Below are 13,379 nucleotides of genomic sequence, written 5' to 3' on the forward strand. Positions count from 1 at the left end.
TACCTTACACATAGACGGTAGTATGCTTACCCATGATTGACAATGACCCCCAGCAACAGCCTGAGTCACTGCTCACAGGAAGCCCCCAACCCCGCCCGGAGGAAATACTGGCCCGGTTGCGCCACGACATCCCGACAGCGGATTTCCTCCCTTCCCCGCCACCGTTACCGCAGATGAACCCTCCCTTTTCCCTACGCCCTGCGGACCCAGATCCCGAATCTTCCGATGCCGATCTGGTGGCCGAGTGGATGTCCCGCCCTCACTTGCGCGAGACGTGGGAACAACCCTGGCCAGCCGAACGCTGGCGCCAGGACTGGGTCGCAAAAACTCACACCACCTACGCTCGCGCCGCAATACTGTCCTATTCGATACCCCGCTCCCCCCACATCCGGGCTGCAAAGGAAGCCACGAGGGGCGATGCCTCCGCAGCTCCTACACCGTCTGACGAGAATGACGCCACAACCCCGGTGGGGTACGTGGAAATCTATCGTCCGCACCGGGACGAGATTGGCAGCAGCTATCTCTCTCAACCCCACGACCTGGGAGCCCATATCGCAATCGGCAAGCCAGAACTGACTGGCCATGGGATCTTCTCTTCTTTTCTGAGCAAGCTGGCCGCAGCACTGCTAGAGCAAGACCCGCAGTGCCAGCTGGTGCTTGGCGAGCCGGACTATCGCAACACCCGCACGCACCGGGCGCTGGCCAAGGCCAGTTTCCAAGATTTCGGCGAGCGACAGCAGCGGGCAGACCGGCGCGTACGGTTGTTCGGCTTAACACGGCCTAGCGCAGGGCGTGAGCCGCAACAGCGATTGGAGGCCACGCCATGAGTGTGCGCACCAGCCGCCTACTGGGTCTGGGGGTACTACTCCTACTGGTCGTCAGTGGCACGATCTGCAGTTTCCTGTACGGCGCCCGTTCCATCCCCGCAGAGGACGTGTGGGCTGCACTTCGGGATCTCCCGGCTACCAGTAGCTCCCCGGAGGAGGTTCCAGTCAACCAACGCGTGGTCGCCGAGCTGCGCCTGCCACGCACCATATTGGCCATTATCGTGGGCGCGGCACTAGGCGTAGCCGGCGCCCTAATCCAGGGACATACCCGCAATCCCCTGGCGGATCCGGGGATACTGGGAATCAGTTCCGGCGCGGCACTGAGCGTGGTGGCCAGCTACGCCCTGTTGGGCATCAGCGCGCCTTGGGCGACTGCGGTGGTTGCCTTCCTTGGTGCAATCGCGGCGACGGCGCTGGTCTTCGGCCTAGCTTCCGCGGGCAGAGCCACGGTAAATCCCCTGACCCTCGTGCTGGGCGGAGCCGCGCTGTCGGCAGTGCTAAGTGCCATCACGAGCGCCTTCGTTCTCACAAGTGAAAACAACCTGGATAGGATGCGCTTCTGGACCGTCGGTTCCCTAGCGGGCCGGGATATGAACATCGCGCTCAGCGTCTTGCCGTTTGTGGTTCTGGGGTTGATCCTGGCCTTTGCCACGGGCCCGCAGCTGAACATCCTAAATCTGGGCGACGACGTGGCTGCTGGCTTAGGTATCAACACTGCGGCCGCGCGACTAGGTGGCATGGGCATCATCGCACTGCTGGCAGGTGCAGCCACTGCCGCTGCAGGACCGCTGGGCTTCATCGGCCTGGTGGTACCCCATATCGTCCGAGCCCTCACCGGCCCGGATTACAAGTGGATTCTGCCGTACTCCGCGCTAGCCGGTGCAGCACTACTTCTTTACGCGGACGTGGTGGGGCGCCTCATCGCCCGGCCCGGCGAGCTCCAGGTGGGCATTGTACTGGCGTTCGTGGGTGCACCGTTCTTCATCGTCTTGATTTACCGAAAGAAGGTGGCGACGCTCTGATGGGGCTCAACAAGACTTCGCGCAATAGGCTCACCGCTACCGAGCGGTTTCCAGGCCGTCCGGCATTCAGGGTCGGGCCAATCTCCTTCGTTTGGCGCCCACGAGTGCTGCTTGTATGCCTCATTGCCGCGGCCCTTATCGTTTTCTTGGGAGCATTTTCCATTGGACTAGGTGATTTCCCCATCTCCGTTTCCCGAGTGCTGGAGGTTGTCTTCCGCGGGGATGGAAACCGCGTGGAAAGGCTAGTGGTCCTGGACTGGCGCATGCCCCGTGTAGCAACCGCCATCGCGGTCGGCAGTGCTTTGGGGCTTTCTGGCGCGCTAACTCAGACAGTCACCCGCAACGCACTGGCCAGCCCGGATATCCTTGGTATCACCACGGGCGCCTCAGCCATGGCCGTGACGGTCATCGTCCTCGGCGGTGGCAGCGGATTTCTCAGCTGGCTGTCCGGAATCGGAATCCCTCTGGCCGCACTACTAGGGGCGATACTCAGCGCTACAGCGATCTGGGCACTGGCGTGGCGGCGCCAGGCGGATTCCTACCGACTAGTGCTCTTTGGCATCATCATCACCGCGCTGCTCAGTTCCTACATCAATTTCCTTATGATCCGCTCGGAGCTACGGAATGCTACCCAAGCGCAGTTCTGGCTCACAGGCTCCTTGGCCACAGCGGGCTGGAATACCACCATCCCGATGGTGATTCTGGTGATCGCGTGCTGTCCCCTACTGGCCTGGATCGGCTACCAGGCGCTGGCCACCACTTTGGGACCCGATCTGGCTCGGGCACTCGGCCAGCGGGTCAACGGTGTACAGGTCGCGATGCTGGCGCTGGCCGTGGCCCTAGCTGCGGTAGCAGTCTCCGCCGCCGGCCCCATCGGCTTCGTCGCCTTCGTAGCACCCCAGGTGGCCCTTCGAATGTGCGGCGTACCCACCCCACCGCTTGCGGCTTCGGCGCTCACCGGTGCAGTACTGCTGCTGGGGGCGGACATCGTCACCCAAGCGATTCTGCCGGTGGAACTTCCGGTGGGCATTGTGACCTCCGCCCTAGGTGGCATCTTCCTCGTCTATCTGCTCGTTCAACGCACTAGGAGCACAGACGCATGACCTCTTCCACACCCCAGCCAAATACAGCACAGCACAACACGGCACTACCAAATACAGCACAGCCAAGCGACACCAGCGGCGTAGTTGCGTCCTCGATCACGGTGGGCTACGGCGAGCGCACCATCATCCGCGACCTTAGCGCCACGTTCCCGGCGGGCAAGATTACTACCATCGTGGGGCCCAACGGCTGCGGTAAGTCCACATTGCTGCGTGCCATGTCCGGCCTACTTGACCTCAATACGGGAACCGTTCGTGTGAATAACCAGGACATCACGGCCATGAAACGCAAGGAGGTCGCCCGACTATTGGGCGTACTTCCCCAATCGCCCGTGGCCCCAGAGGGCCTGCTGGTCTCCGATCTGGTGGCTCGCGGGCGGCACCCACACCAGGCGTGGTTCCGGCAATGGTCTTCCACGGACGAAGGGGCGGTACTCGAGGCCCTGGAGCAAACAGATTCCAAGGATCTTGCTAACCGCACGCTGGATGAACTCTCTGGCGGCCAGCGCCAGCGCGTGTGGATTTCCATGGTGTTGACGCAGAACACCGACATCCTTTTCCTCGACGAGCCGACCACCTACTTAGACCTGGCGACTTCCGTGGACATCTTGGAACTGGTTGAGGACCTGTGCCAACGGCTTGGCCGCACCGTGGTTATGGTGCTGCACGATCTAAATCTTGCGGTGCGTTATTCCGATTATCTAGTGGTCATGAATGAAGGCCAGGTGATGGCCTCCGGTTCGCCTTCGGAGATCATTACTGCAGAGCTACTGCAGCGGGCTTTCGACCTGCGAGCACGGGTGATCGAAGATCCGGAGACTGGCGACCCGCTCATCATCCCTCTCAAGAAATCCAAAAATAACACCGTTGATTAGCCTAACCTAAGTCGATTACAGTGTCCGCTATGGATTTCAACATTCCTCCGCACCTAGCCACACGGCAGCCAACCGAGTCGCCGCCGGAGCAAGCGCAACTACAACAAACGGTGATCGTGACAGGTGCTGCTGGAGGCATCGGCCGCGAGTGTGTGCGCCTGCTACGACAGAACGATCACACCGTGATCGGCTGGGATCTACCGGAAGTAGACATCACCTCTTCAAACCCGACTGACCCACGCAGCGTGGAAAGCCACCTGTCGAAAGCACTGGCAGCTCACGGGCACATTGATGCACTCATCCACTGCGCGGGAACCTTAATCCCAGATAGCGCACTGACGGGCCCCACGGCAGTTGACACAGTTGACACAGTCTCGGGTATCGGTACGGACCCCGACGAGACCGGAGCCTGGGAAAACAACTTCGCTGTCAACGTCACCGGCTTAGCCCGCACATGCTCCGCAATCGCCCAGCACATGGTGGATCGCGGCACTGGAGCAATTGTGGCAGTGACTTCCAATGCAGCAGCACAGCCCCGGGCACGCATGGCCTCCTATGGAGCTTCCAAAGCGGCAGCGACTGCCTGGTTGAAAACTCTGGCGCTAGAGTGCGCCCCACACGGGGTGCGCTGCAACAGCGTATCCCCTGGTTCCACAGACACCGCGATGCTACGCACCAGCTGGCACGGCGAGGATCGAGCCGCGCAGACCCTTGCCGGTGTACCGGAGGACTACCGGTTAGGCATCCCCTTACAACGCATCGCGCAGCCAGAAGATATCGCGGCAGCATGCCTCTTTCTTATCTCCCCTGCAGCCTGCCACATCACCATGCACGACCTCCGTGTTGATGGTGGCGCCACCCTAGATGCCTAGCCTCTGTACCCCACCAGCCCAACGAAAGGTTATCTCTATGGCGATTCCACCCATTTCGCCCTATCCCATCCCCACTCCATCCACCACACTGCCCGCCGATTGTCCGGCGAGATCCTGGGCCCTGGAGCCCGCACGCGCAGCACTGCTGGTGCACGACATGCAGAAGTACTTCCTAGCTGCCTATGACTGGAACAAAGAACCGCTACACTCGGCGCTCGCCAACATCGCGCGCCTCATCACCACGGCGGATCAGCTGGGTATTCCTGTGTTCTATTCCGCCCAGCCGCCGCAACAGCACCCCACCCGACGAGGGCTCTTAAGCGATATGTGGGGACAAGGTTTACAAACAGCCGAGGAAGCGTCGATCATCAAAGAGTTGGCGCCAGGCAAGCATCACCAGATACTCACGAAGTGGCGCTATTCCGCATTCGAGCGCACGGACCTTTACCAGTCGCTGGCTTTCGCTCGGCGGGATCAGCTAATTATCACCGGGGTATATGGCCACATGGGCTGCAAGGTCACCGCGGTGGATGCGTTTATGAAGGACATTCAGCCGTTTGTGATCACGGACGGAATTGCGGATTTCACGGCACAGGACCACCAGGAAACGATTGATTGGGTAGCCAAGCGCTGTGGAAGAAGCCTGGATACGGCCAGCGCGCTGAAACAGCTGGAGGTGCACGATGGTCCGCCCAGTGGGGAGGCTAGTGGCCCACCCAGCTTTGTCATGAGCGACAGCGACCAGACTCTGACAACCTGCGGCGTCAAAACTCGTTATGGCACGGTAGAGCAAGCCGCCGCAGCACTTCGTAGGGCGGCGGAGGCAGGACGGGAAGACGTCGTGGTGGGAGCGCTGCCCTTCGATCCAGACACAGCACCGGTATTGCTGGCCCCCGAGAGCTTTCAGCGGCACGCGGGAGCTCCGCGTTGGAAGACGGCTCCATTGGTTCCCGACGTGGTGGACATCTCACAACGCCCCAGCCTGCAAGAGCATGGCCGGCGGGTTAGCCGTGCCGTGGAGGCGATTGGGCGTGGCGAGTTTCAAAAGGTGGTGCTTTCCCGCGAGGAGGAGTACACGCTGGCTAGCCCTGTGGAGCCGGAAGCCCTGCTACGAGGGTTCATGGAAACCTCCGCCACGGGGCACGGGCACCTGGTAGCTACGACTAACGGCCCCGAAGAAGCTTTCTTCGTGGGATCTAGCCCGGAGCTACTGATCCGCAAGGAAGGCGCGCGGATTGTTTCCCACCCGCTGGCCGGAACTATCGCTCGATCGGAGGACCCGGTGACGGACTGGGCGCGGGCAATTGAGCTCACGCTCTCCCACAAAGACATCGCCGAGCACCGCTTCGTGACCACGGCCATCCGGAAGGTTCTTGAACCCCTGTGTACTCAGCTACACGTTCCGGAATTACCCACGCTGACCGCCACGTCGCACACCTGGCACCTAGGAACCCATATCGAAGGCACGTTGCGGAACCCTGATACCTCCGTTCTGGAGTTGGCTGCGTTGCTACACCCCACTCCGGCAGTCAATGGAGCACCGTCCGCTGCTGCGTTGGACTTTTTGCGCCAGCAGGAGCCGGAGCGGGGTCTGTACGGCGGCGCCATCGGATACGCAGATTCCCACGGCGATGGCGAGTGGCGGGTAGCTATCCGAAGTGCCACGGTTCAAGGCTCCCAAGTGTCTGCCCGAGCCGGCGGCGGAATCGTTGCCGAATCCCAGCCAGACCAGGAGATCGAGGAAACCAACTTCAAACTCGGTCCGGTGCGTGCGCTGTTGGGACTGGCCGCAAAGGGAGATACAGAAGGCACCGCGCAGCCCCCGTCAGCACACATAGCGCCCAATCCCGAGCCCCACCTCAGCCCGCTTAACGGAAGCCACGGCCCAGAGGTACTGGCCAACCACATGCCCCGTACCCTCGCGCAGGAATACCACCGCCAGGGAATATGGACCCACCACACCCACTGGGATGTCTTCCAGCAAACGGTTGCCACCTTTCCCAATCGACCCGCCACGACGGACGGCCACCGCAGCCTGTCCTGGCACGAACTAGACAACAGCGTCGAGACCGCCGCCCACTACCTTCACCAAGCCGGAGTACGCCGGGGCGATGGCTGCATCCTGCAGCTTCCCAATAGTGTGGTGTTCCTCGAAACTCTCTTGGCATTATGGAAGCTCGGCGCCATTCCCATCTTCGCCTTGCCTGACCTCGGCTCCACGGAGGTGCGCCACTTCGCCAGCCACGCGCCAGCACGCTTCTACATCAGCACGTCACGCCCCGATCGGCACCTTGCGGGCGTCCACGCCACGCTACAAGAGCCGCTGGACGATGGCCGCACTGTTCGAGCGATCCTCATCGACGAGACCGCCGAATCTCCCTGGGCTACCGAATCAACGGGGCACTCGGAGGCTGCAAACGAAGAGTCACCCGCCCCTCCAACCGCCGATGTAGAAGCAGACGAGCTTGCGTTCCTGCAACTCTCCGGTGGCACGACCGGCCTACCGAAGCTAATCCCGCGAACCCATGCGGATTATCTCTATTCGATCCGTTGTGCGTTGCAAGCCTGTGACTTGGAGACGGAATCTTGCCTGCTCGTCGCTTTGCCCGCGGCGCATAACTTCACTCTCAGCTCGCCGGGAATTCTGGGTGCGCTGCTGCGCGGAGCGCACATCGTTTTCGCCAAATCACCGATGCCCAGCGATCTGCTGCCTGCCATTGACCGCCACGGTGCGACTCACCTCGCCCTGGTACCTCCGGCGGTACTGGGCATTCTCCATGCACCGGCCCGCGATCGCCACGACCTACGCACTCTGCGCACGCTATGGGTGGGTGGGGCGAAGCTATCTGCCGAGGTGGCCCGCCGCATCCGGCCGGAACTCGACTGTCAACTGCAACAGGTTTTCGGCATGGCTGAGGGACTCGTAAACTTCACACCGTTAAACGCCTCGACCGAGGAAATAATCAATACACAGGGTCGCCCCATGAGCAGCCACGATGAGATTTGCATTGTTGATGACGCCATGCTCCCCCTCCCCGAAGGCCACCCCGGACACCTACTCACCCGCGGGCCGTACACGATCCGGGGCTATCACCGTGCTGAAGAGATCAACTCTAGGGCATTCACCGAAGATGGCTTTTACATTACTGGCGACATCGTCACCGTCGACGATAGTGCTCTGACGGTTGTCGGCCGGGCAAAGGATCAGATCAACCGCGGTGGGGAAAAGGTGGCTCCGGAAGCAGTCGAAAACGCGTTGCTCAGCCATCCGGATATCCACGATGTTTCGGTGGTTGGCACTCCGGACGACAATCTGGGCGAAGCCATCACGGCCTATGTGATCCTGAGGGATGGGGTGGATGATCTAACGCCACTTGCTGTCCGGAAGCATGCTCGGGCTGCCGGTATCGCGCGGTTCGCAGTACCGGACCACGTGCACATCGTGGAGGAGTTCCCCACCACCGGGGTGGGCAAAGTGAATAAACGAATCCAACAGAACAACGCAGATAGCACGGCCGAACGGAAGATTGAGGTAGCGAACTAATGGAACCAATCACTGAAGACCAGTTGCGCGGATGTGTAGCCGAGACGATGAAGATGGAGCCAGCGGAGATCGAGGTTTCCGAGGAACTCTATGACCAGGGTATGAACTCTCTGCAGCTAGTTACGGTTCTCACTTGGCTGCAGGAGAAAGGCTACGATGTGAGCTTCGCCGACTTAGCGGAGGATACTCGGCTGACGGCCTGGTTCGAACTGCTGGATAGTTAAGCTAGATGTGGGTCTAGGCGGGCAACAGGCTGACACCCGAACAGATGCAGGTGGGTGTGGCATGACTCGGTCACGTGTACACGCGGACGCACCGTGAGGGTCTCCACTCGCCATGGTCCACCCTCCAAACCTCACCCGTGCCTCCACTCTCCACGCTCAACGCTGCACTTTCCACGGGTCATCCGGGACAAATGTCCTAAACGCCCCGAAGTTAGACCCCCACGCCGGCAGTTACCTACCTCCGCTACACCCCAACAGCATTTGTCCCCTGCGAGGGCGGGCGGATTCTAGGGGTCGTTGCAACATTTCCTAGCTTTCAGCTAAACCTAACAGCTCCGCCATCCGCTCCGCAGGAGTAGCAAAACCCAACGTCTTACGCGGCCGACAATTCAACCGATGAGCAACAAGCTCCAACTCCTCCCGCCCATAAACACTCAAATCCGCACCTTTCGGAAAATACTGACGCAACAACCCATTAGTGTTCTCATTCGTCCCCCGCTGCCACGGCGACCCCGGATCACAGAAATACACCGGACAATCCGTCGCAATGCTAAACGACCTATGACCAGCCATCTCTGAACCCTGATCCCAGGTCAACGACCCCCGAAGATGCTGCGGCAACGTCATAATCGCCTCCACCAGCGCATCACGCACCGCCACCGCACCATGCCCATCCGGCAAATGCAGCAACATCACATACCGCGTCGTCCGCTCCACCAACGTCCCAATCGCAGACCTTCCACCTGCACCGATAATCAGATCACCCTCCCAATGCCCCGGCACAGCCCGATCCTCAACAACAGCAGGACGATCGGCAATCATGATCATCGGATCAATAAACCGACTCCTCGCAACACGCTGACCACGCGGTTTACGCCGCGTCCGCCCCGTACGAAGGGCATGGGCCACCACCTTCTTCAACTCGCCTCTGGCCTGGCAATACAGCTCTTGATAGATCGTTTCATGACTCACATGCATAGTCTCATCGCCAGGGAATTCCCTGCGCAACCGGCCAGCCACCTGCTCAGGGGAAAACTCCATCCGCAACCACTGCCACACCTGCTGTTTCAACCGCGGATTCGCCGCAATCTTCGACACCTTCGGCCGAAACCTCCGAAGCGTTGACTTCCGGTGCGCCTCATACGGGCGATAAATGCCATCATCACCACTATTGCGACTAATCTCGCGCGAAATCGTCCCCGGATCACGCCCAAGCTCACGCGCAATCGCCCGAACCGATAAATTCCGATTCACCCGATCCGCGATGCGCTCCCGCTCCACCAACGACAAGTACCGCCGGTCAATCACCTTCTCCACCGCAGCCTGCGGCAACACCTCCACCGGAACACTGACCCGGCCATCAACATACGCAAGAACCTGCATTGAAGTGTCCTGGGTTTAGTTCCGATCGTTTCTAGAGGAGGATTGGACCATGCCTAGGAAGTTCAGTGACGAGTTCAAGGACAAGGCGGTGCGGTTAGCCGAGGAGCTCGTTGAGCTTGAGGGGTGCTCGAAGTGGGCGGCGGCGGAGGAGATCGGCGAGAAGCTCGGTGTCTCGGCGCACACGCTCAACAACTGGTTGAAACCTGTCAAAGCGTCCCCCGACGTTCAGCGGAGCACTGGCGAGTCGGTCGACGACGAACTGAAGCGTCTGCGGCAAGAGAACAAAGAGCTGCGCAGGGCAAACGAGATCTTGAAGACCGCTTCAGCTTTTTTCGCAGCGGAACTCGACCGTCCCACCAGAAGATGATCGAATACATCGACACGTATCGCGATCGCTTCGGGGTCGAGGCCATCTGTCGCACGTTAAGGCAGACAGAATGTGGGTTTATCACCTCTCGTGGCTACCGAGCAGCGAAAACACGAGCCCCGTCGGCCAGGAGCTTGTCAGACGCGCTGCTTATCCCCGAATTGGTGAAAGTCTTCGAGGACAACTTCAGCGTGTACGGGGTACGCAAGATGTGGAAGGCCATGCAGCGCGCCGGCTGGGACATCGGTCGTGATCAGACGGCACGGTTGATGAAACTCGCCGGCATCCAAGGCCGCAGAAGGGGCCGCACTCCGATCACAACGCTTCGGGCTGATGTCCCGGATTGTCGTCCTGATCTGGTCAATCGTGACTTCACCGCGTCAGCGCCGCACCGGCTGTGGGTCGCTGACATCACCTACGTGCGTACCCTGTCGGGGTTTGCGTACACCGCGTTCATCACCGATGCGTACTCCCGCAAGATTGTCGGGGTTGCCACCAGGGCGAGCATGCGCACCGATGAGCTGCCTCTTGAGGCTTTTGAGCATGCTCTTTATCACGCAGGTGATCTCCGTGCTGAAGGACTTGTCCATCACAGCGATCGCGGCTCGCAGTACGTGTCCATTCGTTACAGTGAGGCGCTTGCTCACGCTGGGATTGATCCGTCCGTTGGCACCGTCGGCGATTCCTACGACAACGCGTTGGCGGAAACGGTCAACGGTCTATACAAGACCGAGCTGATCTATCCCCACCGGCCGTGGGCGTCGGTTGGGGAAGTCGAGATCGCGACCCTTCGCTGGGTGTACTGGTGGAATAACCATCGCCTGCACGAGTCATTGGGATACATCACTCCACAAGAGATGGAAGACGCCTACTATCAACAATCACACGCCCACCCGTTGGGCGTTCAATAAGCGGAACGAAAACCAGGACGCTTCAAGTTCAAGGACAAGGCGGTGCGGTTAGCCGAGGAGCTCGTTGAGCTTGAGGGGTGCTCGAAGTGGGCGGCGGCGGAGGAGATCGGCGAGAAGCTCGGTGTCTCGGCGCACACGCTCAACAACTGGTTGAAACCTGTCAAAGCGTCCCCCGACGTTCAGCGGAGCACTGGCGAGTCGGTCGACGACGAACTGAAGCGTCTGCGGCAAGAGAACAAAGAGCTGCGCAGGGCAAACGAGATCTTGAAGACCGCTTCAGCTTTTTTCGCAGCGGAACTCGACCGTCCCACCAGAAGATGATCGAATACATCGACACGTATCGCGATCGCTTCGGGGTCGAGGCCATCTGTCGCACGTTAAGGCAGACAGAATGTGGGTTTATCACCTCTCGTGGCTACCGAGCAGCGAAAACACGAGCCCCGTCGGCCAGGAGCTTGTCAGACGCGCTGCTTATCCCCGAATTGGTGAAAGTCTTCGAGGACAACTTCAGCGTGTACGGGGTACGCAAGATGTGGAAGGCCATGCAGCGCGCCGGCTGGGACATCGGTCGTGATCAGACGGCACGGTTGATGAAACTCGCCGGCATCCAAGGCCGCAGAAGGGGCCGCACTCCGATCACAACGCTTCGGGCTGATGTCCCGGATTGTCGTCCTGATCTGGTCAATCGTGACTTCACCGCGTCAGCGCCGCACCGGCTGTGGGTCGCTGACATCACCTACGTGCGTACCCTGTCGGGGTTTGCGTACACCGCGTTCATCACCGATGCGTACTCCCGCAAGATTGTCGGGGTTGCCACCAGGGCGAGCATGCGCACCGATGAGCTGCCTCTTGAGGCTTTTGAGCATGCTCTTTATCACGCAGGTGATCTCCGTGCTGAAGGACTTGTCCATCACAGCGATCGCGGCTCGCAGTACGTGTCCATTCGTTACAGTGAGGCGCTTGCTCACGCTGGGATTGATCCGTCCGTTGGCACCGTCGGCGATTCCTACGACAACGCGTTGGCGGAAACGGTCAACGGTCTATACAAGACCGAGCTGATCTATCCCCACCGGCCGTGGGCGTCGGTTGGGGAAGTCGAGATCGCGACCCTTCGCTGGGTGTACTGGTGGAATAACCATCGCCTGCACGAGTCATTGGGATACATCACTCCACAAGAGATGGAAGACGCCTACTATCAACAATCACACGCCCACCCGTTGGGCGTTCAATAAGCGGAACGAAAACCAGGACGCTTCAGCATAAGCCGTTTATAGCGATAAACTGCCTGGCCATCAGGCACAAACGGCACACGCCGACCACGTGTTTTAATCACCCCCTTGTCAACATCAAGCGCACCACGTAACCCCATCCCACACGCAGCTGCAGCAGAACGACGATCCAACCCACAGGCCCGAAGCTCCAAATACTCCACTCGCCGCGCCGTAGCCACAGCCCGCCGACCCTCAGGAGCAGGACGGGGCCGCGCACCAATCGATATCCCCACCCGGTATACCGACGAAGGATTCACACCCAACCGCCGCACAATATCCATTGGCGCGACATTCTGGGCAAACAACGCAACAATCTCGTCAACCACCTGTGACGACAACGTCTTATTCCGCAGTGGTAACCCATCACGATGCGCAATCCGATACGCCGTAGCTAACGACCATCCCAGATCCAGCCCAGCCGCACGCACCGACAAACCATCACCCACCACCAACTGGTGGAACCGAGTGATCTCCTCAACCGGTGGATCCCACCGTGACACCGTCATCACCAACACCAACCCTTCAGATCAGTGTTGCAACGACCACTAGAACTTAAGCCGTGAACGTATAACGAAAAAGCCCCGCTCCAGAAAGTTCTGGAACGAGGCAGATTCGGTTCGCGTTATGCGGCAATCAAAGATCCGGAGTGGTGGTCACCGGTATCGAGGGTGCCGTCTGCGAAGCGCGCGAGCTTGTCAGCTGCATCGCGGTTGGCGAGCACGGGAACCCAATCGGTCACCGTCGCACGCTGCAGGTGCTCGCTCAAGGTGTCGCGGAAGATAGTCTCGACGATGTGTGCGCCGAGCTCCTCATCGAACCGAGCGTGCAGGTCCTTGGAAATATTGTTGATTGCGATCATGGCATCCTCCTTTCGTTTTCTGATTGCCATGAAGTTGAAGGTGTGTCCGAGGGAAACCCCGGACAAGGTTTCGAGCTTCGCTCTTTGTTAACCTGGCGTTAACTTTAGTAGATGGTTGGTGAAC

At 60.0% G+C, this 13,379-nt stretch carries 11 protein-coding genes; 9 read left to right on the top strand and 2 right to left on the bottom strand.

Going from position 1 to position 13,379, the window contains the following annotated elements; translation table 11 throughout:
- Positions 1–32: 32 nt before the first annotated feature.
- Genes QYQ98_RS05320 through QYQ98_RS05350 form a run of 7 tightly spaced genes read left to right on the top strand, consistent with a single transcriptional unit; the run spans position 33 to position 8,464 of the window.
- Positions 33–827, top strand: a complete 795-nt coding sequence (locus tag QYQ98_RS05320; protein WP_034984982.1) for a GNAT family N-acetyltransferase — start codon at positions 33–35, stop codon at positions 825–827.
- Positions 824–1,849, top strand: coding sequence for an iron ABC transporter permease (locus QYQ98_RS05325; RefSeq protein WP_011274154.1), 1,026 nt, complete (start codon positions 824–826; stop codon positions 1,847–1,849). The genes QYQ98_RS05320 and QYQ98_RS05325 overlap by 4 nt, the downstream gene beginning before the upstream one ends.
- On the top strand, positions 1,849–2,952 hold the full coding sequence (locus QYQ98_RS05330) for an iron chelate uptake ABC transporter family permease subunit (protein ID WP_256019848.1): 1,104 nt from the start codon (positions 1,849–1,851) through the stop codon (positions 2,950–2,952). The genes QYQ98_RS05325 and QYQ98_RS05330 overlap by 1 nt, the downstream gene beginning before the upstream one ends.
- Positions 2,949–3,824, top strand: a complete 876-nt coding sequence (locus QYQ98_RS05335; protein WP_256019846.1) for an ABC transporter ATP-binding protein — start codon at positions 2,949–2,951, stop codon at positions 3,822–3,824. Before QYQ98_RS05330 ends, QYQ98_RS05335 begins: the two co-directional genes overlap by 4 nt.
- 29 nt (positions 3,825–3,853) lie before the next feature.
- On the top strand, positions 3,854–4,696 hold the full coding sequence (locus tag QYQ98_RS05340; RefSeq protein WP_049780521.1) for a 2,3-dihydro-2,3-dihydroxybenzoate dehydrogenase: 843 nt from the start codon (positions 3,854–3,856) through the stop codon (positions 4,694–4,696).
- A 37-nt stretch (positions 4,697–4,733) separates the two neighbouring features.
- Complete coding sequence (locus QYQ98_RS05345; RefSeq protein WP_256019844.1) at positions 4,734–8,240, top strand: isochorismate synthase; 3,507 nt, start codon at positions 4,734–4,736, stop codon at positions 8,238–8,240.
- Positions 8,240–8,464: a phosphopantetheine-binding protein gene (locus tag QYQ98_RS05350; protein ID WP_256019842.1), complete on the top strand. Its 225-nt coding sequence runs from the start codon at positions 8,240–8,242 to the stop codon at positions 8,462–8,464. The genes QYQ98_RS05345 and QYQ98_RS05350 overlap by 1 nt, the downstream gene beginning before the upstream one ends.
- A 309-nt stretch (positions 8,465–8,773) precedes the next feature.
- Here the strand turns inward: QYQ98_RS05350 and QYQ98_RS05355 are convergent, their stop codons facing one another.
- Positions 8,774–9,847 carry an IS30 family transposase gene (locus tag QYQ98_RS05355; RefSeq protein WP_253577577.1) on the bottom strand — a complete coding sequence of 358 codons (1,074 nt, stop codon included), beginning with the start codon at positions 9,845–9,847 and terminating at the stop codon, positions 8,774–8,776.
- A 49-nt stretch (positions 9,848–9,896) separates the two neighbouring features.
- Between QYQ98_RS05355 and QYQ98_RS05360 the strand changes: the two genes are divergently transcribed.
- Both QYQ98_RS05360 and QYQ98_RS05365 read left to right on the top strand, forming a co-directional pair.
- Positions 9,897–11,125, top strand: a protein-coding gene (locus QYQ98_RS05360) for an IS3 family transposase (RefSeq protein WP_302005885.1) whose coding sequence is annotated in 2 segments (ribosomal slippage) — positions 9,897–10,173 and positions 10,173–11,125 — 1,230 coding nt in all. Because the reading frame shifts where the segments join, the coding sequence is not laid out codon by codon here.
- Positions 11,126–11,167: 42 nt separating this feature from the next.
- A protein-coding gene (locus tag QYQ98_RS05365) for an IS3 family transposase (RefSeq protein WP_302005886.1) occupies positions 11,168–12,357 on the top strand; the annotation gives its coding sequence in 2 pieces (ribosomal slippage) (positions 11,168–11,405 and positions 11,405–12,357; 1,191 coding nt in all).
- Between the two features lie 661 nt (positions 12,358–13,018).
- On the opposite strand, the gene QYQ98_RS05370 is transcribed toward QYQ98_RS05365, so the two are convergent.
- Positions 13,019–13,255 carry a three-helix bundle dimerization domain-containing protein gene (locus tag QYQ98_RS05370; protein WP_302005887.1) on the bottom strand — a complete coding sequence of 79 codons (237 nt, stop codon included), beginning with the start codon at positions 13,253–13,255 and terminating at the stop codon, positions 13,019–13,021.
- Positions 13,256–13,379 lie beyond the last annotated feature (124 nt).

Source organism: Corynebacterium sp. P3-F1 (assembly GCF_030503635.1).
GTDB lineage: Bacteria > Actinomycetota > Actinomycetes > Mycobacteriales > Mycobacteriaceae > Corynebacterium.